General features: G+C 53.2%; 24 protein-coding genes. 12 read left to right on the top strand and 12 right to left on the bottom strand.

Annotated elements, in window-relative coordinates; all coding sequences use genetic code 11:
* Positions 1-3 precede the first annotated feature (3 nt).
* The 5 genes from IPK01_09450 to IPK01_09430 are packed head-to-tail and all read right to left on the bottom strand — an operon-like array spanning position 4 to position 4607.
* Entirely contained in the window at positions 4-261 is a 258-nt protein-coding gene (locus IPK01_09450; GenBank protein ID MBK7933709.1) for a hypothetical protein, read from the bottom strand.
* 40 nt (positions 262-301) lie between these two features.
* Positions 302-805: a hypothetical protein gene (locus tag IPK01_09445; protein MBK7933708.1), complete on the bottom strand. Its 504-nt coding sequence runs from the start codon at positions 803-805 to the stop codon at positions 302-304.
* A 14-nt stretch (positions 806-819) separates the two neighbouring features.
* The gene (gene ligA / locus IPK01_09440) at positions 820-2826 is read right to left on the bottom strand and encodes an NAD-dependent DNA ligase LigA (protein ID MBK7933707.1); all 2007 of its coding nucleotides are present in this window, start codon (positions 2824-2826) and stop codon (positions 820-822) included.
* Complete coding sequence (locus IPK01_09435; protein ID MBK7933706.1) at positions 2823-3851, bottom strand: aromatic ring-hydroxylating dioxygenase subunit alpha; 1029 nt, start codon at positions 3849-3851, stop codon at positions 2823-2825. Before IPK01_09435 ends, ligA begins: the two co-directional genes overlap by 4 nt.
* Before the next feature lie 3 nt (positions 3852-3854).
* Positions 3855-4607 (bottom strand): hypothetical protein, encoded by a 753-nt coding sequence (locus tag IPK01_09430; protein MBK7933705.1) that lies wholly within the window; start codon positions 4605-4607, stop codon positions 3855-3857.
* A 140-nt stretch (positions 4608-4747) separates the two neighbouring features.
* On the opposite strand from IPK01_09430, the gene IPK01_09425 reads away from it, so the two are divergent.
* The 6 genes from IPK01_09425 (at position 4748) to IPK01_09400 (ending at position 11596) form a co-directional block, all read left to right on the top strand.
* Complete coding sequence (locus IPK01_09425; protein MBK7933704.1) at positions 4748-6286, top strand: DnaJ domain-containing protein; 1539 nt, start codon at positions 4748-4750, stop codon at positions 6284-6286.
* A gap of 78 nt (positions 6287-6364) precedes the next feature.
* On the top strand, positions 6365-7792 hold the full coding sequence (locus IPK01_09420; GenBank protein ID MBK7933703.1) for a hypothetical protein: 1428 nt from the start codon (positions 6365-6367) through the stop codon (positions 7790-7792).
* A 101-nt stretch (positions 7793-7893) separates the two neighbouring features.
* Positions 7894-9333, top strand: coding sequence for a hypothetical protein (locus IPK01_09415; protein MBK7933702.1), 1440 nt, complete (start codon positions 7894-7896; stop codon positions 9331-9333).
* 128 nt (positions 9334-9461) lie between these two features.
* Entirely contained in the window at positions 9462-9995 is a 534-nt protein-coding gene (locus IPK01_09410) for a carboxypeptidase regulatory-like domain-containing protein (GenBank protein MBK7933701.1), read from the top strand.
* 64 nt (positions 9996-10059) lie between these two features.
* Positions 10060-10680: an HD domain-containing protein gene (locus IPK01_09405; protein MBK7933700.1), complete on the top strand. Its 621-nt coding sequence runs from the start codon at positions 10060-10062 to the stop codon at positions 10678-10680.
* Positions 10664-11596 carry a hypothetical protein gene (locus IPK01_09400; protein ID MBK7933699.1) on the top strand — a complete coding sequence of 311 codons (933 nt, stop codon included), beginning with the start codon at positions 10664-10666 and terminating at the stop codon, positions 11594-11596. Before IPK01_09405 ends, IPK01_09400 begins: the two co-directional genes overlap by 17 nt.
* 15 nt (positions 11597-11611) lie before the next feature.
* On the opposite strand, the gene IPK01_09395 is transcribed toward IPK01_09400, so the two are convergent.
* The 5 genes from IPK01_09395 to IPK01_09375 form a co-directional block, all read right to left on the bottom strand.
* Positions 11612-12880: an MFS transporter gene (locus IPK01_09395; protein ID MBK7933698.1), complete on the bottom strand. Its 1269-nt coding sequence runs from the start codon at positions 12878-12880 to the stop codon at positions 11612-11614.
* Positions 12881-13019: 139 nt separating this feature from the next.
* On the bottom strand, positions 13020-15425 hold the full coding sequence (locus IPK01_09390; GenBank protein MBK7933697.1) for a TonB-dependent receptor plug domain-containing protein: 2406 nt from the start codon (positions 15423-15425) through the stop codon (positions 13020-13022).
* A gap of 163 nt (positions 15426-15588) precedes the next feature.
* On the bottom strand, positions 15589-16383 hold the full coding sequence (locus IPK01_09385) for an enoyl-CoA hydratase/isomerase family protein (protein MBK7933696.1): 795 nt from the start codon (positions 16381-16383) through the stop codon (positions 15589-15591).
* Positions 16384-16475: 92 nt separating this feature from the next.
* Positions 16476-16757 carry a zinc-ribbon domain containing protein gene (locus IPK01_09380; GenBank protein MBK7933695.1) on the bottom strand — a complete coding sequence of 94 codons (282 nt, stop codon included), beginning with the start codon at positions 16755-16757 and terminating at the stop codon, positions 16476-16478.
* A gap of 59 nt (positions 16758-16816) precedes the next feature.
* Entirely contained in the window at positions 16817-17758 is a 942-nt protein-coding gene (locus IPK01_09375) for a histone deacetylase (protein ID MBK7933694.1), read from the bottom strand.
* Positions 17759-17891: 133 nt separating this feature from the next.
* On the opposite strand from IPK01_09375, the gene IPK01_09370 reads away from it, so the two are divergent.
* From IPK01_09370 to IPK01_09345, 6 genes are read left to right on the top strand one after another with little or no spacing between them, the layout of a single operon-like run.
* Positions 17892-18836, top strand: coding sequence for a 4-hydroxyproline epimerase (locus IPK01_09370; GenBank protein ID MBK7933693.1), 945 nt, complete (start codon positions 17892-17894; stop codon positions 18834-18836).
* Positions 18833-19945 (top strand): FAD-binding oxidoreductase, encoded by a 1113-nt coding sequence (locus tag IPK01_09365; protein MBK7933692.1) that lies wholly within the window; start codon positions 18833-18835, stop codon positions 19943-19945. Before IPK01_09370 ends, IPK01_09365 begins: the two co-directional genes overlap by 4 nt.
* Complete coding sequence (locus IPK01_09360; protein ID MBK7933691.1) at positions 19945-20181, top strand: (2Fe-2S)-binding protein; 237 nt, start codon at positions 19945-19947, stop codon at positions 20179-20181. Before IPK01_09365 ends, IPK01_09360 begins: the two co-directional genes overlap by 1 nt.
* On the top strand, positions 20174-21418 hold the full coding sequence (locus tag IPK01_09355; GenBank protein MBK7933690.1) for an FAD-dependent oxidoreductase: 1245 nt from the start codon (positions 20174-20176) through the stop codon (positions 21416-21418). The genes IPK01_09360 and IPK01_09355 overlap by 8 nt, the downstream gene beginning before the upstream one ends.
* Positions 21419-21420: 2 nt before the next feature.
* Complete coding sequence (locus tag IPK01_09350) at positions 21421-22308, top strand: dihydrodipicolinate synthase family protein (GenBank protein MBK7933689.1); 888 nt, start codon at positions 21421-21423, stop codon at positions 22306-22308.
* Between the two features lie 6 nt (positions 22309-22314).
* Entirely contained in the window at positions 22315-23895 is a 1581-nt protein-coding gene (locus tag IPK01_09345; GenBank protein MBK7933688.1) for an aldehyde dehydrogenase (NADP(+)), read from the top strand.
* A gap of 6 nt (positions 23896-23901) precedes the next feature.
* Here the strand turns inward: IPK01_09345 and IPK01_09340 are convergent, their stop codons facing one another.
* Both IPK01_09340 and IPK01_09335 read right to left on the bottom strand, forming a co-directional pair.
* On the bottom strand, positions 23902-24837 hold the full coding sequence (locus IPK01_09340) for a polysaccharide deacetylase family protein (protein ID MBK7933687.1): 936 nt from the start codon (positions 24835-24837) through the stop codon (positions 23902-23904).
* Positions 24837-25253 carry a VOC family protein gene (locus tag IPK01_09335; GenBank protein ID MBK7933686.1) on the bottom strand — a complete coding sequence of 139 codons (417 nt, stop codon included), beginning with the start codon at positions 25251-25253 and terminating at the stop codon, positions 24837-24839. The genes IPK01_09340 and IPK01_09335 overlap by 1 nt, the downstream gene beginning before the upstream one ends.
* Positions 25254-25270 lie beyond the last annotated feature (17 nt).

Below are 25270 nucleotides of genomic sequence, written 5' to 3'. Positions count from 1 at the left end.
AATTCATGGGATTTGGTCTGGAACTGTATTTATACATTCGTCAATCGTCATTCCATGCATATGAAAGAATACAAACTCTTGTAGATTTTTTGTCGAATAATTCTCCGGAGCAAGACGTTGCAAAATCGCCTTCTCAGCTTCGTACATTCCTCCAACCGCGAGGAACCGCTCCTCAATCGTTCGCGTCATCCATAATTGTTGAAGTTGGCTTTCAGCCTCGCTGAGACTCATAGTATCGACAAAACCGGCTATTGATTTCATTCGGCGAATTCCGATCTAAAGCGGCTACTGCACCTTCATATTACCAAAAGAATTCCCTTAGCGGCACTTCGTGTTTTAACATAAGAGATGCTTCCTTCAACGCTCGTTTGGCCCGCCAATGTGTTTGAGTAAACGAGGAGATCATTACCTGCTCAACTTTCATGGCTTCGTCGTTCGAAATCTTGAACGCTGATTGAAACAGCAAGAATAATGCCTCGGCCCGTGACGGAAGGGGAGAAACCGACGCGGCAAGGGCAACTGCTTCCATCAACGATTTGCGTGCCTGATCCTGATATCCACGTTCAGCGAGTGCAGCGACTTCCCATGCACGAACCGCAGATCTCTGGTAGTCGTCTTTTGTTTTGGTGGCGGACTTCGCCGCGTGACGCGAGAAACGCAACGGATTGTCAGCCCATCGTGTCAAATGCGACCACGCTTGTGCCTGAAACCATGGGTCAACTATTTTCTTCGAGATTTCGACTCCCTTCTCGGAGTCGGTCTTAGCAAGTTTTGCAACTTCGTCGCGATATATGGTCGGAGTCATGAAAATAACCTAAATCAAAACTGCGGATTCAACATGGTCGAGAATTGTCCCTCATTGAGGACGGCAACTCCAAGATTCTCCGCCTTCGTCAATTTCGAGCCCGCGTCGCTGCCGGCGACAACGTAGTCGGTCTTTTTGCTGACGGATGATGAGACGCGGCCGCCGCGGTCTTCGATCAGTTTTGCGGCTTCGTCGCGGGTGTAGTTATCAAGTTTGCCGGTTAGGACAAAGGTTTTGCCGACAAAGCGTTCGTCGAGCATGGCGGTCGATGCAGCATCGGTTTCGGTCTGAACGCCGACTGCCTTGAGTCTCTCGACGAGATCGATATTTCGCTCATCGCGAAACCACGCGTATACGCTCTCGGCAACCGCAAGACCGATCTCAGGGATGTCATCGAGTTCCTCGACACTTGCCTCCGCAACTCGGTCGATCGAGCGAAAATGCTTGGCGAGGATCTTTGCATAGCGTTCGCCGACATGGCGGATGTCGATGCCGTAGAGCAGTCGCTGAAGCCCGCGAGACTTGCTTGCTTCGATCTGATCGATCAGATTGGTTCCCGATTTTTCGGCCATGCGATCGAGCGAAGCTATTTGTTCGACGGTCAGGGTATATAGATCGGCAACATCTTTGATCGAGCCGTTGTCCACCAGCGTTTCGACCAGGACTTCGCCCAAACCTTCGATATCCATCGCCTTTCGCGAGGCAAAATACAAAACTCGCGCCTTTACCTTCGCGGGACAAATGTCGTTGACACAGCGGCGAACAGCCTCGCCTGCCGGACGAACAGCATCTGATCCACAGACCGGACACGTTCTCGGAAACTCAAATTCCGTCTCGCTTCCATCCCGTTTCGATGCCACGACCGACAAGACTTGCGGGATGATCTCGCCGCTTTTTTCGATCAACACATAATCGCCGATCTTGAGGTCGAGGCGCTTGATCTCATCCTCGTTATGGAGCGAAGCACGTGCGACGGTCGTGCCTGCAAGCAGCGTCGGTTCAAGATGAGCGACCGGTGTCAAGGCTCCGGTGCGGCCAACCTGAATGCCGATGCCGAGCAGACGCGTCGTAGCTTGGCGAGCCGGATATTTGTACGCGATCGCCCATCGCGGGGCTTTTGTCGTCGTGCCGAATTCGTCCTGCAACGCTGTCGAATTGACCTTTACGACCACACCGTCGATCTCGTAATCGAGCCCGTCGCGGACCGTTTCCATCTCGGCAATAAACGCCGCGAGTTGGTCAAAATCGGCACAGACGCGGCGATGCGGATTTACATTAAATCCATTACGGCCGCACCATTCAAAGATCTCGGCATGCGTCGCAAACATCTTTGACGAACCGGTAAACGCATCGTACGGAAACATATCCAGCCGCCGTGACGCCACAACTGCCGAATCGAGCATCCGCAGCGTTCCCGAAGCGCAATTCCGAGGATTGGCAAACGTCTTTTCGCCCTGCATCTCAAGCTCGGCATTGATCTTGGCGAACTGCGACCTCGACAAAAACACCTCGCCTCGAACCTCTGCGTGTGCCGGTGCATCAACCTTTAGTTTCAGTGGAATAGAACGAATGGTCTTAACATTCTGCGTCACCTCGTCGCCCTGCGAACCGTCTCCACGCGTCGCACCCGTGACCAAAATGCCGCGTTCGTAATGCAGCGAGACCGAAAGGCCGTCGATCTTTAGCTCGGCCACATAATCGAGTTTCCTACCTTCGGCGAGTCTCTCGCACCGCTCGGTGAAAGCCTTGAGATCGTCAAGGCTATAAGAGTTATCGAGCGACATCAGGGGCACCGTATGCACAAATGGCTTCAGACTCGTCGCTTTCCCTCCGACCCGCTGAGTCGGGCTGTCAGGAGTTACAAGTTCCGGATGCTCGCTCTCGAGTGCCTTTAAACGCTCAAGCAGCTGATCGAATTCAAAGTCCGAGATCTCCGGAGTATCCTGAATGTAATACAGGTCACTGTGCCGGTTGATCCCGGCACGCAGATGTTCGATCTCATTTTGGATTTCAGCGCTCATAGACTCATAAATTCGGCGATCAACCGGTGAAAATGATGTGTTCCCTGCTCGCGTGTCGGCGAATAGCGGCCCCGCGAATAAAAACGCGATCGAATTCCCCGTTGCACGCTCTCGACCACCGCCTCGTCTTCAATTTCGACACCGTGCAGGTCGGCTCCTGCTCCCTTTTCAAGTAACGACTCGTCGCTAACGTAAGTCAGAAATTCGACGACAGTTTTCGACGGCGTCACCGGGCGAACCACATTTAACGAGATTCCCCACGGATAGAAATTGAACATCAAGTTGGGAAAAATAAACAGATATCGAGCTGCGACCTCGCCCGCATTGTCATAGCCCGTCTGCAAACTCGAATATCGAAACGTCTCGGTCGTGTATGTGCCGTAATCGACGACGGCGTTCAATGCCTGATGAACATACGGAATATGAAAACCCTCAAGGTAATTCTCGCAATACAGCGCCCAGTGTGCGTTCACCTGATATTCGCGGGTCGATGTCAACCGCAATGCGTTCGAATCATAATTGTCATCGGCGAATCTCGCCGCGGCGTCATCGACGAACGATTCGAACGGCTCAACGGGATCGAGCGATGCGAAAATGAACCCCTGCCTTTCGGCAAATGCCAACTTCCACAGATCATCGCTCTCACACGGAAAATCTGTAACGCTCTCGAACTCCGGCATCGACAAAAACTTGCCGTCCAGCGAGAACCGTCGACCATGATAGCCGCAGCGGATCAGATCGGCTTTGCATGGCTCTTCGACCAGGATCTTGCCGCGATGCGTGCAAACATTTGAAAGGCATTTGAGCGAATCGTCCGAATTCACGAGCAGTACCGGCTCGTCCAAGAATCCCGGTAATATCGTCGCGGGTCTCAAACTTTCAACTTCGTCTTTCCTGCCCAGAAACTGCCATGTTCGTGAGAATATCTTTGCTTTCGACAATTCAAAATAGGCCGCGTCCGTATAGAATTCAGACCCAAGCGTTTTCGCCTTTCGGATATCGGGATCGACAAAGAATATTGACATCGCTTAGTCGTTGTAAAGCAAATAGGCAGGCCGTACGTCGTCACGCCTAAATCCGCGGCCTACCATGCCTGATGCAAATACTGTCAGAAACTCGCCACGAATTCTCAGCTGTTCGGCCAGCGCCGCCGCAGGATCGTCCTTAACCAAACCGACCCAATCGGGCACGACCTCAATGACAGCCGACGGCTCTCTAGGTTCAACGAACTTTTCTCCTCGGGCCAATGCCTCCACCTTAGGTCTTTGGAGATGCCACTCGGCGAACAACCGGTCGCTCGCCAGGCCAAATTCCTCACCTTTCATGTCCGGTGCAGTGCCGTAATCCGTGCCGTAGAAGTTCACCTTTAATTCGTGTACAGCCGCACCTAGTTTCTCGAGATTAAAATAGGCATTCCGAGCCTTTATCGGTTCGAATGTCCACTTGATATATCTGACGCCTTCTGCGAGCGCCCGCGTTCGCTGCGCCCATTTTAGCTTTGCACCGATCCCGTGGCTTTGATACTCCGATCTCACGCCGGTCATATGCGAATAAAATGCGGGCTCGCCCCGCAAGAACGCCGGCACACTCAAAACGAATCCAGCCAAACGCACGCCGTCATACGCCCCGAGCGTAAAGCCGCCTGCGTTCTTTGTCACGACAAAATGCCTCACGGGCGACAGTTCGACCTCAGGCAGGGCAAAAACATCGCGTTGAAGCTGTACACACTCAGCCAACGCATCGAGCGTGGAACATTCGCGGATCTCCAAAGTTTTTCCCATTTTGATATGCGTACGGCGTCTTCAAATGCTATCAAATCGCCGCTCGAAACGCTAAAAATAGTTCTTAACTTTTGACCGCACAATTTGTTATCATCTATGGAGGCTCCCTACGCTTCTCCACCACACCTTATTTGTATTCGATGACCCCTCAATCTGCACTCGAACTTTCGGGAAACTTTCTCGCTCACCCGTCCGCCGAACTTGTCGCTGAAATTGCACAGGCACGGCTGACCGGGAGCCTGCGCGTATCCGACCGTGACCGCAAGTGCATTTTGTATTTCAAATCAGGCGTGATCGCCTTCGCAGTCTCCAATGCACGTTCCTCGCGGCTATTCGACATGATGCTGGTGCGGAAGCGTCTGACCCGCGACGACCTCGCCCAGATCCCCAATTTCACAAATGACTTTGAGTTTGCGGCGTTCCTCCGGGAAAAGAACTTTTTGACAAAGGAAGAGTGCGACGAGCTCTTTGTCGAACAGATCAAGGCGATCGTGATCGACGTTATGAGTTGGACCTCCGGTGATTGGAGCTTTACATCGCTCGCTCGATTACGGGACGGGCTCGCATTTAATATCGATACGACCGAGCTCCTCATCGATTATGGCCGCTGTTTGCCTGTTCAGACGATCCTTGGGCGGTTTCGAAGCCTTGACGAGACGTTTCGGCGGACCCAATGGGACGGCTCGCAGCTCGATCTAATTCAGCCTGAACTGGTCATCCTCTCAAGGTTCAGCGACAACGAGATCAAGGCCCGTGACCTGATCGCTGACCGCACTCTGCCGGAGCCGGTCACCATCAAATCGCTTTACACGCTTTGGCTCGGCGGCCTGCTAATTAGGGATGATTGGAATCCGGCATTTACCGAGGTCTCGATCCACAATATCCGCGAGGCTAAGCTCGAACTGAAACGCGAGGCCATTCGTCACGGAGTGACATCCGAGCCGGTGAAGCCCGAGGCTCCCAAACCTGTCGCTGTCGAACCAAAGACCGAAGAGGTCAAGATCACGGTCGAAGAGTATCTGACGCGGGCCGAAAGTGCCGAGACGTTTTACGACATGCTCGGCGTCGATCACAAAGCGGCGATCTCCGATATCAAACGGGCGTATTTCTCGCTCGCCAAGGTATTTCACCCCGACCATTTCCACAAAGAAGATGCAGCTCTGCTTCGCCGTGTGCAAAATGCCTTCACACAGCTTGCTCATGCACATGAAACGCTGAAGAAAGAGGAAACGCGGGAGCACTACGACTTCAAGATCCGCAAAGAGCTAGCGGAGAAGGAGAAGCTTAAATCAGCCGGAACATACGACGAACTGACGACGCAGATGAAACAGGCGAACGAGAGCTTCGAACGCGGTTTCAGCCTCCTGATGGACGGCGACAACGAATCTGCGATCCAGTTCCTCGCCCGTGCCGCTCATTTCGCACCAAAGAACGCCCGCTACCACGCCTACTACGGCAAAGCCCTCTCGTCCGATGAAAAACAGAGGCATAAGGCCGAGTCTGAGATGCAGACCGCCGTCAAACTCGATGGCCACAACCCGACGTACCGTCTGATCCTCGCTGAGTTCTTTATCCAAATGAACCTGCTCAAACGTGCCGAAGGTGAACTGAACCGCCTCCTCGCCATCTTCCCCAGCAACCGCGAAGCCCGCGACCTCCTCGACTGTCTGCAAAAGTAGCTGAACGAAAAAAAGCTTGCAAAAGGGGCGTTTCGGCGTATAATCGTTTCCGTTAACCGAACAACTTACGGAGGAACGATGATACGTACAAAACTGTACCTCTCAGCCGTACTCGCATTGGCTGCATTAGGCGTGTCCGCAATTGCTCAGACACCGGCGTTTACTTTCCAGGGACGTTTGACTGACAGTACCCTGCCCGCCAATGGAACCTATCAGATGCAGTTCACGGTTTACGATGAGTTGGTAGGCGGAACGGCGGTCGGCTCGACCATCACAAATCTTTCAGTCGTTGCAGCTAACGGTGTATTCACCGTCGTGCTCGACTATTCTCCGCAGACTCCATTCGCATCAGGTGACAAACGCTGGATCGAGATCGCCGTCAAGAAGCCCGCCGACGCCGGATATACGACGCTCGCACCAAGACAGTTGGTCACGAGTGCTCCATATGCGACCAAGAGCCTAAGCTCTGCCGATTCGGACAAACTCGGCGGCCTGGCGGCGAATACCTATTTGCAGACGAACGGCAACGGCTCGGGCCTGACCAATCTCAATGGTGCAAACATCACTAACAACACCATAACCAATGCGGCACTTTCGCCTGCGGTGACGGTTGCCGCTACGACCCATTCTAATCTGTTGGGCTCGCTCCGATGGGATCTGCTGAGAAGTCAAACCAACTTCGCGGTTGGCAACAGCCCCCGTGCCATTGCTTTTGACGGTGCAAATATTTGGGTGGCCAATTATGACAGCGACACGGTGACAAAGCTCCGGGCCAGTGACGGCGTGGTCTTAGGAACCTTCAATGTCTCGGACAGGCCTCAGGGACTGGTGTTTGACGGAACAAATATCTGGGTCGCCACCAATTTCGGCCACCTGACAAAACTCCGAGCCTCGGATGGTGCGAACCAGGGCAACTTCTTGTTCGGCACCGGCTGTTACGGAGTAGCCTTTGACGGCGAATACATCTGGGCCACCAATTGCGGCGTAAACAATGTCTTAAAAGTTCGTGCCGCCGACGGTCAACTGAACAATACATTCAGTTTTGGTGACGGCCCCCGCGGAGTAGCGTTTGACGGTAAAAATATCTGGGTGTCCCATATAACGATCAACAGTGTGGCGAAGGTGCAAATATCGGACGGCACCGTGATCGGGTCGTTCCTACCTTCAGGTGACGTATTGAATATCGCCTTCGATGGGGACAGCATATGGGCAGTTAATGACAATTTGGTCTCTCCGAACGTACTAAAGCGTCGAGCGAGCGACACCTCGAACCTCGGAACTTTCAACGTAGGTCCTCGCCCTGTCGCGGTGGCATTTGACGGCACAAATGTCTGGGTCGTGAATCAAGACGCGAACAATGTGACAAAACTGCGGGCTAGTAACGGCGAGGTATTGGGTACTTTTGCGGTCGGCACGGCACCTATGGGCATCGCGTTTGATGGCGCAAATATCTGGGTAACGAATAGCGGCAGCGGCAACGTGACACGACTGTCGGCGTTTCCCTAAAGCGAGTCAGTTGGAGACGATCTGGCAGCTCCTTAAAGAATTCTCTCAACATTAGCGAACAAAGCTTCGCGGGTATATTGGTGGTTTTAGGAAGGTGACATATGAACACTCAGGTTTGTGCACTACGTACAAAGCTGCGCGGAATGACGGTTTGTTTGATCGCATTACTGGCCTTTGCTGCGACATCATTGGGCCAAACACCGGCGTTTACGTTTCAAGGGCGCTTGACGGACAGCGCGTTGCCTGCGGGCGGGACCTATCAGATGCAGTTCACTGTGTATGATGCCGTATCGGGAGGGGCTGTGGTCGGATCGACGATCACGAATACATCGGTGACAGTAGCCAACGGAGCATTCACTGTTCAGCTCGACTATTCGCCGCAGACCCCATTCGCGAGCGGAGCCGACCGCTGGATCGAGATCGCGGTCAAAAAGCCGGCTGAGGGATCATTTACGACAATGACACCGAGACAAATGGTAACGACATCTCCCTACGCGACCAAGAGCCTTAGCTCTGCGGATTCGGACAGCCTCGGCGGCCTTGCGGCGAACACTTACCTCCAAACCAACGGCAACGGCTCCGCATTGACCAACCTCAACGGTGCAAGTATCACGAGCAACACCGTACCAGCAGCCGCACTCGCGGCGGATGTCTTCCCAAACCAGCAAAACCTAAAGCTGCTCGGCCAGCGTCGCTGGGATCTGCTCGGGCAGCGGGTGACTGTTGGCACGTCTCCCCAAGATGTCACGTTTGACGGCGCAAATATCTGGGTGACGAATCAAGGCAGCAACAATTTGACCAAGCTGCGTGCAAGCGACGGCGCGGTTCAGGGGACGTTTGCGGTGGGCTCGAATCCCTACGGAATCGCATTTGACGGAGCAAATATCTGGGTTGCGAATCAAGGCGGCAACAATGTGACAAAACTTCGTGCGAGCGACGGCGTTGTTCAAGGGACGTTTACAGTCGGCAATTTGCCCTTCGGCGTCGCTTTTGATGGCGCAAATATCTGGGTGTCGAATGCGATCGGCAACAGCGTAACAAAACTGCGTGCAAGCGATGGCGCCCTTCTTGGGACTTTTGCGGTTGGCACTGGTCCCAATGGAGTTGCTTTTGACGGTGCAAATATCTGGGTAACAAATACGTTCTCTAACAATGTAACAAAGCTGCGGGCAAGCGACGGTGCGGTTCTTGGGACGTTTGCGGTCGGCTCTAATCCTCAGGGGGTAGCGTTTGACGGTGCTAATATCTGGGTGGCGAATGGCAGTAGCGACAATGTGACAAAGCTGCGCGGCAGCGATGGCGCTCTTCAAGGTACGTTTGCGGTCGGCGATAATCCCGAGGGCGTTGCTTTTGACGGTGCAAATATCTGGGTGGGAAACAGTAGCAGCAATAACCTGACAAAACTGCGAGCAACCGATGGCTTAATTCTCGGGACGTTTGCGGTCGGCTCTAATCCCCACGGAGTCGGGTTCGACGGCGCAAATATGTGGGTGGCGAATGGCGTCAGCAACAATGTCATAAAACTGCCGATCTTCAAATGATGTGTCACCCGGATGACTTCCCGATCGAATAAAGTTCTGGGAACAACAATGCCTGGAGCAATGATCCGGACCGCAACTCGATTAGCAACATGCCGCCGAAGCAGTGAACCGAAAAAGGAGAATTGACGATGTACAAAACAGCTAAAATAAAGGAAAGTTTCGCAATAGCTGCCATGCTGACGATCATTTGTTGGAATGTCAATGCCCAGATCGCTACGGGCGGGACGTACGCACTCGAGCAGTCCGTGATCGCCAACGGCGGCGGGAACAGTACGGCGGGCAACTATGCCGTCGAAAGCACGGCCGGACAATCGGCAGCCGGAACTAACGGCTCGGGCGGGATGTATTCGCTGCGTGGCGGATTCTGGAATCCTCTGCCAGGGCCGACGGCGGCAAATGTGACGATCAGCGGCCGTGTCCTCCGCAACGACGGCATCGGAATCCGAAACGTCCGCGTCACCATCACCGGAAACTCATTGACATCGCCGCGTACGGCGTTGACATCGAGCTTCGGCCATTTCACATTTGACGAGATCGAGGCCGGCCAGTCTTACGTCATCTCCGTTACGAGCAAGCGATACGGCTTTGCCCAGCCTGGTCAGATCATCTCAGTCACGGACAATGTGACCGACCTGTTGTTCACCTCGACGTGGCAGAATTGACGTGACTCTTCGACTTTAAACTTTGAACTTTGAACTTTGAACTTTGAACTCTTAGACTAAGAGCGTGCAGAGCATACTCGCTGAAAAACCGAAGTTCGATGAAAAACTGATCTCGTTGTCACGCGAAGCCGACTTGTTCGAAGGCTATAGCGCCGGGCACTCGGTGCGGATCGCCGAGATCGTCGATTCGCTCGGCCTGGTCTTCAATTTCGAACCGCACGACCGACTGCTTCTCCAGCAGGCCGCTCTCGTCCGCAACGTCGGCGAGATGCAAATGAACCGTGACTATATTCGTTCGGGAAGCGTTCTCAGCCCCGAAGAACGCCTCGACCTCGAACGCCATCCGGTCATCGGCGAACAAGCCGCCGCAAAAATGGGACTTTCACGCGGAGTCCAGCTCATTGTCCGATGGCACCATGAATGGTGGAACGGCTCGGGTTACCCTGACGGCCTCGAAGGCGAACAGATCCCGCTCGCCGCCCGCATTCTCCGCGTCGCCGACACATATTCAGCTCTTGTAGCCGACCGCCCGTTTCGCGGTGCTTTAACTGACGAAAACGCCCGCAAATATCTTATCGAATGGGCCGCCATCGAATTCGACCCGACAGTGGTCAAGGCTTTCCTTGCTCTTCCGGCCGCTGTCGAAACAGTTGCCGAGGTTGAAACTTATGCACGCTCATCCTAAGAATTCACCAAAAAGCTGGCTCGCGTTTGAGCTGAATGTACTCAGGCGGATGAAGTTTGAATCCGCGGCTCTGCCGTTCACGCCTGATCCGGCCATCGGTGCATACCTAAAGCGTTGGAATGTGCGAGTGGCGGCCAACGATCCGCTGCAGTCGGCGTGGACGCGAAGCGTTGCTCAAATTCTGAACACAGGCGACAAATTGTCCTCGGACGAGGTCAATGTGGTGCTGGAGGATGCCTACGTGCCGGGCTGGCGATTGCAGAATCAGGCTCTGACCACATGGTTTTCCGAAACTGATGCTTGGTGGTTCGATAATGTAAGGCGCAATATCGACAAGCTTTCAACGCCGGTCGCACGTGCTATCGCTTCGTCGATCGCTATGGCCGCCGGGCAATATGTGATGTCGTTTACAGATGACACCCGTGAATTCCGTCAGCCACTCTCCAACGTCTATCGCCGCCTTTGGTCGATCGAGCCTGAGCCATTCAATAACGGCAGCAACAACACCGTTCACAACAAACTCGCTGATGAATTTGTTGTGGAGAGTTTCACTGACCTCTTGTTCTTGCGGCTTCCGGCCGCACATGTGACCGGCTTGCGGTCAAATCTTGGACGAAATGCGTGGCGCGAGGAATGGCTTCGCGGAGGCAGTGATTTCTGGGACGATCTCGAATCTGCTCATTCCGGTCGTTTAGGAACTGCAACCGAGACGAAATCGCAATACCTGAGGCTTCTCGACGAAATGCTCAAAAAGGCATCGCACATCAAACACTGGGCCGTCGCCCACGTCGAGGCCGGCTTCATCACGACCCAAGACATCGTCGATACAATATCCAGGATCCGTCGCGTTGATACGGTATACACCAAAGATTTTTCCGAATTAACGGGCACAAAAGCAGTGATCATCACTGCCTGAGTCTGAACCGCCCGCTTACGCTTGCGGTTCAGATTTCCTTTCCCTCACAAACCAAACTACGCCCGCAGCTGCCGACAATATCCCCGATATCACGACTAGCGTTTGCGGAGTGATGAAATACATCGCTTCGGCAGCAGCGTAGCTCATCAGGCCGAAGACAGTCATTTCGGCACCGCGATCGAGCGTCGAAATGCGTCCGCGAATGTGGTCGGGCAGGCTCCGTTGGAACATCGTCTCCTGCACAGCATATTCCACGCCGACGATCGCCCTCGATACAAATACCACCAGCGATAACATAAGCAGTGATGGCACGAACGCCCCGAGTGCGAATAATAACCCGTGAATGATCAGCGTCCAGCCAATAAATCCGTAATTACGTTCTTTTCGGTCAAGATATATTGACGTGCGGTGCGCGATAAGCATCCCAAATGTCAGCCCAAATCCCGTAGCCGTCCATAAAATCGCCACGGCAATGTCCGGATTCCAGCCTTCAATGACGGCGAAATGAACGCCGCCGAGCCTCTCGTAAATTATATTGATCGCCCCACCGCCGGTGGCCCAGATGACGTTCATTATTAAGATCGTCAAGGCGAAACGGTTTGTAAGCGTGTAATGAAACCCTTCGCGAAGCTCCGTCATAAACGACGGCCGGTCACCTCTCGACGCCATGTGCTTTGCCGTTTGTGCATCGCGCGTGGCCTCCTCCGGGATAAGCCAAACGGTATAAGCAGAGATAAGAAATGATGCAGCGTTGATCAGGAACGCCGCCTGATATCCGAACATCGCCGCCGCCCAGCCGCCAAGTGCCGAACCGATCGCCATCAATAAGAACCGTGTTGAGAACAACAACGCCGTACCAGCGAGCAAGCCTTCTTTCCCTGTGAGATTAGGAGCCGCCGCATTTTTCGCACCGTCGAAAAACGCTCCGGCCGTGTGCAGCACCACAGTCGCGACGTACGCTATCCACAGATCGTTGGCGTCCGTCACAAGCAGGAATAAAAGAGCGACAAAAGCACGTATCAGATCGGTCGCGATCATCACCGTCCGACGCGAAAACCTGTCAACAAAAGTCCCTGCGATCGGCGACATCAGCGCAAATGGCAGCAGACGTGCAAGAAAGAAAAGACCCGCCGCCATTGGCGAAGCCCCCGAAACCATGCGCACCAATCCCAACCCGGCAATAAAATTGAACCAGTTCCCAAGCTCCGATATAAACTGCCCGGCCAGCAAATTGCGAAAATTCCGATTCCCGCCGATCAACTGTCCATACGTCAGCGACACCATCTAGATAGAATAAACTCTCGCGGTTCGTTTGTCAGAACCGAGAGTGTGGCGACCGGGTTCTTGCCACCATCCTCTCGAATTCAGTTGACCAATACACACCTTTGAATTAGGCAACGGCTATTAGCTTCTCGGAAATCCACTAAAAACGGACGGTTACCCCAGCCTGAATCAGTCTGGGACTCGAGGGTAGAATGCCGCGGGAACGGTCGACAATAAATGTACGGTCGAAGAGATTCTTTCCGGTTACGAACAGGGTCGATCTCCACTTTTCGATCCGGTAGTTGACCGTGGCATTCCAATAGGTCTGGGCGGCGATTGCACCACGTTGACCGTTTGCGGTCGGATTGATAGTATTCAGGTCGTCCGAGAATTGTCTGTCCATATAAACATTCTCTACAAAAGCATTGAATCCCTTCGGATGCGAATAACCGAAGTTGGTCGTCAAGAGCTTCTCAGGCGAATAGGGAAGTCGATTTCCGGTTACCGACATTGCTGCCGCAACCGAGCTAAATCTCACCCCACGGAATTCTGCTATCGGAAGCCAAGTTAAGGCAGTTAGAACATAAAAATTATGGGCTGATCCCAGGACGGCTCCCGAGTCGATCTGGGCGACGAACTCCATTCCTTGCTGAAGCGTTCGCCCACCATTCGTCAACGTCGCTCCAACACCTCCGGCCAGGCTGGCCGGCACTATCTGGTTCTCATAATCCATACGAAAGAACGTGCTTTCTAACCGAATACCGCGAAACGGCAGTGTCCGGACACCAAATTCGTAGTTCCAACTCAACTCAGGATCGAGTTCGATGACGCCTCCCGTATTGGATATGATGTCCTCATTTCGCGGCGGCGAGAAGCCTCGATGCACACCGGCAAAGACCGTCGTCCGCGGCAGCCCGGAGTAGGCGATGCCAATACCCGGTATGAAAGCTCCGACAGAGGTTTTGCCGACTCCTGACGGAATCATAAGTAGGTTGCTGCGTTCAATATCGATTTTCTCGAATCTTATTCCGGGCGTGACGGCCAAGTCACCTAACACGAACCGATTCTGAACAAATCCGGAATACGCAAACGTTTTTCGTTTATTATTCTCGCTCACAACACCATCGCGGCTTGTCGGCAGTTCTCCATTCTTCTGAATCCGATCCTGACTTTCCCAGTGCACCCGCACGCCGGTCTGCAACTCACCACGAAAGGCGGATCCCGCGTCATAGTTCAGGGTAAACCTCGGCGAGATCCCATAAGTCCCGTATTCGCGAAGGCGGCCCTCATTCCCGCATGTTGTGTTTAGGTCATTCAAATTCAGACAATCGGGATCCACATTAAGCCGATTGGGACGCTGTCCGGAGTTCGATGATTGACGCCACCAATGACGTTTGAAGAAGTTCGCATACCCGCTGGTTATCAAAGTTGCTCTCGATGACAAAACTGACGCATGCGAGACCGAAGTGCCGAAACGATCGCCGTAAAAGAAATCGTTTTTGAATATGTTTCCACGCCGATCTGCGGCGAATTCCGCCTCGGTCAGGCCGGAATAGGTCACGTTCGAATTCTCGCCGTAATAGCTGAACTTAAAGGTGAGCGAATTCCGCTGGTTGATCATCTGAACTACCTTTGTCGAAAGGTCATTTAGCTTAGAGTTAATAAATGGTCTTGAGCCGTCTCCCCGCTTGCGTGCGAAGCTTGCGACGATCCCGGTCTTTCCGACTGTTCCGCTGCCAAGAAAGCTGCCGTTGAAAAAACTTCGATTCCCTCCGGTCAGCCTTAGCGTAAAAGTGGGCTTTTCGGTCGGGTTCGGTGTCAGGTAGTTGATCACGCCGCCAACGGTCTGCGGGCCGTACGCGATCTGGCCGGATCCCTTTAGCACCTCGATCGATTCAAACCGCTCGATCGGCGGATGATAATACGATGCATTATCGCCGTACGGAGCGTAGGATACGGGCAAGCCATCCTCGAGTAGTAAAACCTTGCTTGAACGCGTCGGGTTAAGCCCGCGAATTCCAATGTTCGGCCTCAATCCGAATCCCTCTTCATCGCGAATATTGACGCCGGATACTCTACGAAGAGCCTCAGAAAAATTGAAGAAACGTGCATTTGCCAGCGTTTCGCGGTCTATTCTTTCAATGGATCCCGGGACTTCATCCAGACTCTCGCGCGAACCTGCTAGGTAGCTCGATGTCACAGACACGTCGGCCGCTAGAGGCATAGGAGACACTATTAACTGGAGCGGACCCAGCTCATTGGGGTTAAACACCTTATATGTGTCAGCAAACGACTCTGCCTTGACCAAAATGGCGTAGGACGACGATGCCGACGCAGCGAAGGAGAATTTACCCGCTTGATCTGTCGAGGTACGCAACTCTTCTGCGTTTGGTTTTCTACTCAAATGGATGACTGCTCCGGCCACTGCGTGTCCATTAATATCCACAACCTGGCCAGAGATCACGCGATCCTGCTGACCAAAAATGGTAACCGCAAAAGCAACAAATAAAATAGAAATGACTGCGAACGACGTTCCTCGTCGACGGACGCCTGGGATAACTCTCATAAGAACAACCACCTTATTGAAATTGACTTTCAATTTCGGAAGTTTATCAGCCCGCGATTCCGGTGTCAAAAACGGACCCTCATTTTCTTGTTCGGATCTTATTCGATAGCGCAGAGAAAGGCCGCCTTTTCAGACGGCCTCAATAGCTTATTTTGATTTGGCTCTACCTCCCGCTAAAATTCGGTGGGCGTTTTTCGAAAAATGCTGCGACGCCTTCTTTGAAATCGTCAGACTTCCCCGATTCGATCTGGCATTCGTGTTCGAGGGCAAGTTGGTCGTTGAGGCTATTTGAGAACGAAGCGTTGAGCATTCGTTTGATGCGTCCGACCGAACCTGTTGGAGCTTTCGAGAGCTTTTCGGCAAACATTGCGGCAGTTACCGCGAGATCATCGACGGGCACGACACGGTTGATCATTCCGATCTGGAGAGCTCTTTCTGCTGTGACGGTTTCCCCGGTCATAAACAACTCTGCAGCGAATTTTTCACCGATCGCTCGCGGCAGGAAGTAGGTGCCGCCGCAATCAGGCGAGAGACCGATCCTGACGAAAGCTTCATTGAAGGTCGCGTTGTCAGCTGCGACGACGAGGTCGCATGCCAGCGCAAAATTAGTTCCCGCACCGGCACAGACGCCGTTAACTGAGGCGATGAACGGTATCGGCGTTTCGCGGATCAATTTGATAACATCGTGCAAAGCAGCGAGCGGATCTTCGAGAAACGCCTCGATCCTACCTTCTCGCTTCCACATTGACTGCATCTCACGCAGGTCGCCGCCGGAACAAAATGCCCGGCCATTTCCCGTGAGCACGACCGCACGAGCATCATCATTGATCGCTTGCCTGATCGCCGCACCAAGATCGAGCGTCAATTGCAGTGACAAAGCATTCAACGCCTCGGGCCGGTTCATTGCAACGGTCGCTACCGTGCCATCGAGAGAATAGACAACTGTTTCTAATTCCATATGAACTACTCCGCCGCAAAAAGACAAACTAAGCACAGAACGAATCACCTTTCCGACTCTGTGAAGTTTATGCCTTTTCGCACCAAATTAATTTATGCATGCCTAGCCCGCGAGCGGCTGGCTTGATGACAGTCCTTACACAGGACCGAGCGGCCTACCTTTGGTTGGAACGGCACCGTATCGTGCTTCCCGCAGTTGTCACAGACGATCTCAAAACGCGTAGAGGCATCCTCGCGAATCGCCGCTTTTTTCGAACGGCACTTTGAGCAACGCTGCGGCGGCATCATATTCCGCTGGTAAAACAGCTCCTGCTCCTTCTCAGTAAAGAGAAAGATCTCGCGGCATTGTACACAAGGTATTTCGGTATCGGGCATCGTTGGCACTTCCTGAAGATCAGATTTGGGTTTGTACAGCAAGTCTAACACATGGCCGGTTAGCGGCTCAGTTCGGCGATGTGGTTTTTGACCGTCTGCCCGAGCGTGTCTAAATTGTATCCACCCTCGAGACAAGATACGACACGGCCGCCGCAAACATCATCTGCCCATTGCATCACCGAACGCGTCATCGACCCAAAATCGGGATCCGCCAAACGCAATTGACCAAGCGGATCGGTCAAATGAGCATCAAACCCGGCCGAAATTATGATAAGGTCGGGCTTGAATTTTGACGAGATGTCCTCTAAAGCTCCCTCGAACATACGTGTTTGCTCGCCAGCGATCGTATTAGCCTTCACCGGAATGTTCATAGTCTTGCCGAGCCCTCGACCAAAACCGGTTTCGCCTTTAGCACCTGTTCCCGGATACCACGGATATTGGTGCATTGAGAAAAAATAGACGCTCGGGTCATCATAGAAAATTCCCTGCGTGCCATTGCCGTGGTGTACATCCCAATCCAGAATCGCGACATTGTCGATCTCTTTGTAATTGTTTTGGGCGTATCGTGCCGCGACCGCGACATTATTGAATATGCAAAACCCCATCGCGTTCTCTGCCGAAGCGTGATGGCCCGGCGGACGTACCGCGACAAACGCATTTCGAGCATCGGTCTGCATCACGGCATCGACACCGGCGATCGCTCCTCCCGCAGCGAACATGGACGCCTCAAATGATGTCATCGAGATCACCGTATCGGGATCCAAACGCTCCACGCCGTGTTCAAATGCACCTTCGACACGCTTATAATGCTGCACCGTATGAGCCGCCTGGATCAGCCCTTTCGAAGCCTTTTCCGGAATGATCTCGTCGAGGCTCTGCCAAAATTCCGGATCTTCCTTCAATGCATCCATCACCGCGTCATACCGAAGTGAGGTCTCCGGATGGCCGACACCAGTATTGTGTTTTTGGTAGATCGGATGGTGAACAATTGCGGTTTTCATACTAATATTTAGCCACAGATTAACACATATGATCTTGTGAAGTGCTGATCGTCAGCCACTTTTCATCCGTACATATTTGTGGTGCCATCACCCTTTCTGTCGAACATTGGTTCGATGTTATAGTTCAAATAATATGCCGGACATTCAAATAATTCGAGCTATCGATTCGCACACCGGCGGCGAACCGACACGCGTTGTCATTGATGGCTTTCCCGATCTTGGCGACGGGACGATGACCGATCGACTTGAGAACTTTCGAAGCGACCATGACAAGCTGCGTTCCGCTATAGTTCGCGAGCCACGGGGCCACGAGGCTGTAGTCGGAGCCTTATTATGCGCACCGGTCGATCGAGAAGCGGCAGCCGGTGTTATTTTCTTTAACAATGTCGGCTATCTCGGTATGTGCGGCCACGGTACTATCGGGCTTGTCAAAACACTCGAATACATGGGCCAGATCTCGACCGGTACGCACAAGATCGAAACGCCGGTCGGCACTATCGAAACAGCCTTAGACAGTAACGGCCTGGTAACTATCACGAACGTACCTAGCTACAGGCATTCACAAGATGTTGCTGTCGATGTAGACGGTTACGGGACCGTGTTCGGCGATATCGCTTATGGCGGCAACTGGTTCTTCCTGATCGAGAAGCATTGGCTGGACTTGGAACTAAACGAACTTGCAGAGCTATCGAAATTTTCATCGGCCGTTCGCGAGGCCTTACTAAAGAATGGCATTACCGGCAAAAACGGTGCTGAGATCGACCACATCGAACTCTTTTCGCCTACGCCAAACGCTGACAGCCGCAATTTTGTGCTTTGCCCGGGCATCGAGTATGACCGCAGTCCTTGCGGCACCGGAACGAGTGCCAAACTTGCTTGCCTCTACGCTGACGGTAAACTCAAGATGGGCGAAATTTGGCGTCAGGAAAGCATTATCGGCAGCATTTTTGAGGGCTCCGTGAATGTTGCGGACGGCAAAATAATTCCGTCGATCCGCGGTTCGGCATTCGTAACGGCCGAGATCGAACTTATCCTGAACGAGGCTGACCCTTTTTGTTACGGCATCGGAACAAAATGACATATGATGTTGCGATCATCGGCGGCGGCATCATAGGAGCAGCATGTGCTGCAAGTCTTTCGGCTGCGGGCTTGAGTGTAGTGATCATTGAGTCGACCGGGATCGCCTCGGGCTCGACTTCGGCCGGTATGGGCCACATTGTGGTCATGGATGACTCTACGGCTCAACTTGCGTTGACGCAATATTCGCAGAGATTGTGGAACAGCCTCGCACCCGAACTGCCAAAACTAAGCGAATTCGACAATTGCGGGACGATATGGATCGCAGCCGATGACGAAGAGATGCGGGAGGTTCATCGAAAGAATATCCTTTACAGCTCTCATGGCGTCGCTTCGGAGATACTCGACGAACAGTCTCTTGCCCAGGCCGAACCCAATCTTCGCAACGGCCTCACGGGTGGCCTTTTGGTACGCGGTGACAGCGTTGTTTACCAGCTATTTGCGACTCGATATTTGATCGATAAAGCTAAGCGTAGGGGTGCGGTTTTGAATATTGGAACAAAAGCCGTTGAGATTAGAGAGGGCGGCGTTACACTTGCGGATGGCTCACAAACTGCCGCGGGACGTATTGTCAACGCCGCAGGTGCGGACGCTGCCGAACTTTCCCCCGAACTCAAGATCGCCAAACGAAAAGGCCATCTCGCTATTACAGAACGCTATCAGGCTTTTGCCCGGCACCAACTGATCGAACTCGGTTATCTCAAGTCGGCACACGGTAACGAAGCCGATTCCGTCGCTTTCAACGTCCAACCAAGAAGCACGGGCCAGGTCTTACTCGGCTCGTCGCGGCAAAACGGTGCCGAGGACAGCGAGATCGATTACGCAATATTGCGTCGAATGACTTCGAGGGCGTTTGAATACATGCCGAAACTGCGAGAGCTTTCGATAACACGTGTTTGGACCGGCTTTCGCCCCGCGACACCGGACAATCTGCCCTTTATAGGCATGCTGCCAGGCCGTGAGAATGTTTATGTTGCCGCCGGACACGAGGGGCTCGGCATTACGACATCGCTCGGCACCGCAGAATTGATCGCCGACGCAATTCTCGGACGGCCATCCGCAATTCCTGTCGAACCATATTCACCTTCGAGGAGTTTCGACGAACATTGATCACGCTTAACGTCAACAAAAATGAAGTAATCGTTGAGGATGGATGCACGGTCGCCGCCGCAGTATTTGCCGCCGGATGCGATGGTTTTCATCGATCGGTTAGTGGTGAAGTTCGCGGGCCGCTTTGTGGAATGGGCGTTTGTTTCGAATGCCGCGTAACGATCGACGGCATCCGACTCAGTCGAAGCTGCAATATACTCGCCGCCGATGGAATGGAGGTCATGACGGATGAGTAGATTGGCAACTGACATCCTGATCGTCGGCGGCGGCCCGGCCGGCCTTGCGGCTGCCGCCGCTGCATCGGAAACTGCAGGTAAATGCATTACCGTCGTCGATGACAATCCGAACCTCGGCGGCCAGATATGGAAAGCCTCGCTCGGCAGATTCAGGTCGGCTGAAGCCCGAAATCTGATCGACGCGTTATCAACGGGCAAGGTCCACATCGTCAACCATGCTCAGGTTTTTGGCTCGCTGAACACCTGCACCTTGCTCGCTGAAACGCCCGAAGGTTCACTCGAATTGGAATTTGAGAAACTAATAATCGCAACCGGAGCCCGAGAAATGTTCCTTCCGTTCAGCGGTTGGACCTTGCCGAACGTCTGCGGTGCCGGAGGACTCCAGGCTCTCGTAAAAGGCGGGCTTAAGATCGAAAATAGACGCGTCGTCGTCGCCGGCACCGGAGCGTTGCTGCTCGTGGTTGCCGAATTTCTAAAAACGAAAGGAGCAAATGTTGTCGCGATCGCCGAGCAGGCTCCGGTTGCCAAGATCAACAGATTTGCTCTCGGACTTTGGCGTTCGCCGACCAAGATCCTTCAGGCCATCGATCTGAAACGAAAACTGTTCGACATTCCATATCTGACCGATTGCTGGGTAAAGTCGGCTGGCGGCGAATCCAACCTGACGACTGTCGAACTAACTCGTCGAGGCAAAAACTGGACGGTCGAATGCGATTATTTAGCCTGTGGCTTTCATCTTGTGCCAAACACGGAGCTCGCCGCGGTTCTTGGCTGCAGAATCGAAGAAGGCTTTGTATCAGTCAACGAATATCAAGAGACCTCGATCGAGAACATATTTTGTGCAGGCGAACCGACCGGGATCGGCGGGGTCGAGGCATCTTTGATCGAGGGAAAGATCGCGGGCTTAACGGCCTGTGGCGAAACCGAAAAGGCCAGTCGTTTGTTTACTCGACGTGGAAAGGCTCGCCGATTTGGCGATACGCTGAATAAGACGTTTGCATTGAGGGAAGAACTCAAATTGCTTCCCAATGCTGATACGATCGTTTGCCGCTGTGAAGATATCGATTACGGCCGTTTGACGGAGTTTTCCAATTTTCGCGATGCCAAACTGCAAACACGATGCGGAATGGGACCGTGTCAGGGCCGTATCTGCGGGACGGCAACAAATTTTTTGTTCGGCTGGAAGCCAGGCTCCGTGCGGCCGCCGATATTTCCGGTTAAAATGGAGAACCTATGACTATGAATTGGACGGGTGTCATGCCCGCGATCACCACATGTTTTGACGAGAACCTGGATATCGACCACGACTTCACAGCAAAGCACGTCAGATGGCTTGTCGATAACGGCTGCACGGGCATCGTGACCAACGGCAGTCTAGGCGAAGGCGGGACACTTTCTATCAGCGAAAAGATCGCGTTATGGAAAACCTGTGTCGACGCTGTCGGCGATCGGGTGCCCATAGTTGCGGCGATCGCCTCGATGACGACCTCCGATGCATGTGCTCAGGCCGTCGAAGCCGAATCAGCGGGCTGTTCGGGACTCATGGTCCTACCGCCGTATGTGTATCGCGGCGATTGGCGAGAGATGAAACAGCACATCGTTTCGGTCTGCCGTGCAACGCCGCTTTCGTGCATGCTCTACAACAATCCTGTCGCATACGGTACTGACTTTTTGCCCGAACACGTCGCCGAACTTGCGGCAGAATTGCCAAATCTCCACGCAGTAAAAGAATCGAGTACTGACGTCCGACGCATAACCGCGGTCAGGGCTCTGATCGGTGATCGGTTAAAGGTATTTGTCGGAGTCGATGATTGCATTGTCGAAGGCATCAACGCCGGAGCGACCGGTTGGATCGCGGGACTCGTTAGTGCATTTCCAAAGGAATCGGTCGATCTTTATCGTTCGGCAATGAACGGTGACAACGAAAGTGCCCGCGTGATCTACGAATGGTTCCTGCCGCTGCTAAGGCTGGACACGGTGCCGAAGTTCGTTCAGCTTATCAAACTCGTTCAGGAAAAGGTCGGCTGGGGCTCTGCCCGCGTTCGTCCGCCGCGGTTAGAACTCGTCGGCGAAGAGCTCGCGGAAACATTAAAGATCATCGACACAGCCATCGCAACTCGGCCTTAGGCACATATGAACCACGAACTTACCGGCCTCTCGATCATTGGCTCAAGCCGCGGAAAATCTGACGGCAGTACTTTCCACGCATTCGATCCGCACACTGGATCTGCTGTCGAACCTTCGTTTTACTCGGCGTCCATTTCTGAACTTGAATATGCCGCAGAACTTGCCGAGATGGCTCGCATTCCGTTCGGCAACTCTTCGGGATTGGAACGTGCCGAATTCCTTCGGGCGATCGCTGACAATATCGAGGCACTCGGCGAGACACTTATCGAGCGAGCATCACTCGAAACCGGTCTTCCGAATGCCCGTTTTTTTGGCGAACGAGGACGGACGTGCGGCCAACTCCGAATGTTCGCAGACCTTTTAGACGAAGGTTCTTGGGTCGATGCCCGTGTCGATCACGCAATTCCGGATCGACAGCCGATCCCCAAACCGGACATCCGCTCGATGCTTCGCCCGCTGGGTCCGGTTGCTGTTTTTTGTGCGAGCAACTTCCCTCTCGCGTATTCAGTGGCCGGCGGCGATACGGCATCGGCACTCGCTGCGGGGTGTCCGGTGATAGTGAACGCCCATATTGCCCATCCGGGCACCGCCGAACTTGTCGGGGCCGCGATCGCAAAAGCCGTTAAAGACCGCTCAATGCCCGAAGGCGTTTTCAGCCTGTTGTTTTCCGATGGTTATGAGGTCGGCCAGGCTCTTGTCAAGCATCAAGCAATCAAGGCCGTCGGATTTACCGGTTCCCGGCGCGGCGGACGTGCACTAATGGATATCGCCGCTGCCCGGCCTGAGCCGATCCCGGTTTATACCGAAATGAGTTCCGTCAACCCTACGTTCTTCCTGCCAAGTGCAATTCGCGAACGCAACAAAGCACTCGTCGACGGTCTGCATGCATCGGTTACCGGCGGCGTTGGTCAATTTTGCACAAAGCCGGGGTTGGTCTTTTTGCCCGAGACCGCCGATACGCAAACCTTTATCTCAAATTTCCAAACTCAGATATCAAATACTCCGCCTGCTCCTCTCTTAACTGATGGAATACGAAAAAGCTACAATGATGCGAGTGAGGTTCGTAGGAATCAGGTCAATGACTTTTCGGCAAACATGGAATCGGCTCTAGACGGCTTTTCTGTTAATCCATCTGTTTTTGAAACAACCGCGAAAGAATTTCTGAATCAACCCGAACTTAGCGATGAGATATTCGGCCCGACGACCCTTTTGATCAAATCGCAAGACAAAGAAGATCTGTTGGCGATCGCTCGCTCACTCGAAGGCCAACTTACCGCATCTATCCACGGCAGCGACGAAGATCTTGTCGAATACGCCGACCTGCTCGCGATCCTCGAAACAAAGGTCGGGCGTCTGATATTCAACGGCTTTTCGACCGGCGTCGAGGTTTGCCCATCGATGGTCCACGGAGGGCCATATCCGGCGACGTCTGATTCACGCTCGACCGCGGTTGGTTCGCGTGCCATCACGCGGTTTTCCAGATTGGTCTGTTTTCAAAACTTCCCGGACGGTGCACTTCCCGACGAATTGAAAGAGCACAATCCTCTCGGTATCTGGCGAATGACCGACGGCGAATTTCAACGGTGACGACGCCTATTCAGATTCGAAACCCGAGAGTTTTAGAACAAAATCAGGCACGGTCGGTTCGTCCGACAAGACATTACCCTTGCCGCGTCCGAGCGCCCAGCGATGCAGCCATGAGATGCCTGCTCCGCCAATGAAAGTGTCGGGGAGTTTGTAGGCGTCATCTTTGAGAGCCGTTTCAAGATCGATAAACTTATAACCACGCCGCACGAACATCACCGCCAAGTCGTCAAAATAGTCAGAATTGATGAAATTCGCGTGTATAAGCAGCGTCTGCGACACTTCCCGGCCAAACAGCTTCACAGATTGCCTTTCCCAATAATCGAGCTTCGCTTCCATATACGGAACATAAGCGTCGCCGACCTGCTTCATCAACTTTTTATCTTTACGGTCATACGCGATATCGTACGCCCTCGAGAAGATGTAATCGGCGTTGTCAAACGTGATCGGAGCCACCGTATAACCGTGTTCCAAAAGAAAAGCATCGAACTTTTCTTTGATCTCCATTGTCCGCCCGGTCTGTAAGAACGGATGCCGAAAATACCGCATCTCGCGGCCCTTTGATCTTAACAAGTCCTTTGTTATCGTCTCGCCCTTAAGCAAGTCGGCCTCGTATTCGGCAAGTTCGATCCTGTTCAGGCTTGGATGCGAGAATGTGTGATTGCCTAGTTCCAGACCGGCATCGATCCATTGACGCAAAAGGTCGATCTGCTTTTCGTCGCGTTTGTCCTTGGCGTAGAGTTTGTTCTCGTTGACGAAACCGATCGCCGGAACCTTGGCTTTCTTAATGTGCCCGAGCAGCTTCTTAGTGATCTGTCGGCGATTCTTAAGATCGCCGCGGGTCGAGACTACCGGCAGATCGTCGATCGTCACAGCAACCGTCTGCAGCTGTGCTTGTGCCGCAACGGCCAGCGATGTAAGTAATAGAAGTAATACGGCTTTCATCACTTTGCAAAGACACTCTCAAAATCGGCAAATCCCTTAAACTCCAGAGCATTACCGCTCGGGTCGAGAAAGAACATCGTCGCCTGTTCGCCGACCTCGCCCGCGAAACGGATCTTCGGCTCGATGATAAACTTCACGCCCTTTTTTGTTAGTCTATCTGCAAGCTTCCTCCAGTCATCCATTTGCAGCACGATCCCAAAATGCGGCACCGGCACATTGTCGGCGTCAACATGATTGCTCACTTTGACACCGGCTGATCCCGGTGCAAGGTGCGTCACGATCTGGTGACCGTAGAGGTCAAAATCGATCCAGCGTTCACTGCTGCGGCCTTCGGGGCATTCCAAAACTCCGCCGTAAAACTCGCGTGCAGCGTCGAGATCGTGAACCGGGAATGCGAGATGAAATAGATTTTTCATTATTTATGCTAACCTTT

The organism is Acidobacteriota bacterium (assembly GCA_016713675.1).
In the GTDB taxonomy this organism is placed as follows: domain Bacteria; phylum Acidobacteriota; class Blastocatellia; order Pyrinomonadales; family Pyrinomonadaceae; genus OLB17.
This window is presented reverse-complemented; position numbering and strand designations above follow the sequence as displayed.

Bases quoted from the DNA above. Each gene is read 5' to 3' on its own strand.
- IPK01_09450 (MBK7933709.1), bottom strand. From the start codon at position 261: ATGAAATCAATAGCCGGTTTTGTCGATACTATGAGTCTCAGCGAGGCT.
- IPK01_09445 (MBK7933708.1), bottom strand. From the start codon at position 805: ATGACTCCGACCATATATCGCGACGAAGTTGCAAAACTTGCTAAGACC.
- ligA (MBK7933707.1), bottom strand. From the start codon at position 2,826: ATGAGCGCTGAAATCCAAAATGAGATCGAACATCTGCGTGCCGGGATC.
- IPK01_09435 (MBK7933706.1), bottom strand. From the start codon at position 3,851: ATGTCAATATTCTTTGTCGATCCCGATATCCGAAAGGCGAAAACGCTT.
- IPK01_09430 (MBK7933705.1), bottom strand. From the start codon at position 4,607: ATGGGAAAAACTTTGGAGATCCGCGAATGTTCCACGCTCGATGCGTTG.
- IPK01_09425 (MBK7933704.1), top strand. From the start codon at position 4,748: ATGACCCCTCAATCTGCACTCGAACTTTCGGGAAACTTTCTCGCTCAC.
- IPK01_09420 (MBK7933703.1), top strand. From the start codon at position 6,365: ATGATACGTACAAAACTGTACCTCTCAGCCGTACTCGCATTGGCTGCA.
- IPK01_09415 (MBK7933702.1), top strand. From the start codon at position 7,894: ATGAACACTCAGGTTTGTGCACTACGTACAAAGCTGCGCGGAATGACG.
- IPK01_09410 (MBK7933701.1), top strand. From the start codon at position 9,462: ATGTACAAAACAGCTAAAATAAAGGAAAGTTTCGCAATAGCTGCCATG.
- IPK01_09400 (MBK7933699.1), top strand. From the start codon at position 10,664: ATGCACGCTCATCCTAAGAATTCACCAAAAAGCTGGCTCGCGTTTGAG.
- IPK01_09395 (MBK7933698.1), bottom strand. From the start codon at position 12,880: ATGGTGTCGCTGACGTATGGACAGTTGATCGGCGGGAATCGGAATTTT.
- IPK01_09390 (MBK7933697.1), bottom strand. From the start codon at position 15,425: ATGAGAGTTATCCCAGGCGTCCGTCGACGAGGAACGTCGTTCGCAGTC.
- IPK01_09385 (MBK7933696.1), bottom strand. From the start codon at position 16,383: ATGGAATTAGAAACAGTTGTCTATTCTCTCGATGGCACGGTAGCGACC.
- IPK01_09380 (MBK7933695.1), bottom strand. From the start codon at position 16,757: ATGCCCGATACCGAAATACCTTGTGTACAATGCCGCGAGATCTTTCTC.
- IPK01_09375 (MBK7933694.1), bottom strand. From the start codon at position 17,758: ATGAAAACCGCAATTGTTCACCATCCGATCTACCAAAAACACAATACT.
- IPK01_09370 (MBK7933693.1), top strand. From the start codon at position 17,892: ATGCCGGACATTCAAATAATTCGAGCTATCGATTCGCACACCGGCGGC.
- IPK01_09365 (MBK7933692.1), top strand. From the start codon at position 18,833: ATGACATATGATGTTGCGATCATCGGCGGCGGCATCATAGGAGCAGCA.
- IPK01_09355 (MBK7933690.1), top strand. From the start codon at position 20,174: ATGAGTAGATTGGCAACTGACATCCTGATCGTCGGCGGCGGCCCGGCC.
- IPK01_09350 (MBK7933689.1), top strand. From the start codon at position 21,421: ATGAATTGGACGGGTGTCATGCCCGCGATCACCACATGTTTTGACGAG.
- IPK01_09345 (MBK7933688.1), top strand. From the start codon at position 22,315: ATGAACCACGAACTTACCGGCCTCTCGATCATTGGCTCAAGCCGCGGA.
- IPK01_09340 (MBK7933687.1), bottom strand. From the start codon at position 24,837: ATGAAAGCCGTATTACTTCTATTACTTACATCGCTGGCCGTTGCGGCA.
- IPK01_09335 (MBK7933686.1), bottom strand. From the start codon at position 25,253: ATGAAAAATCTATTTCATCTCGCATTCCCGGTTCACGATCTCGACGCT.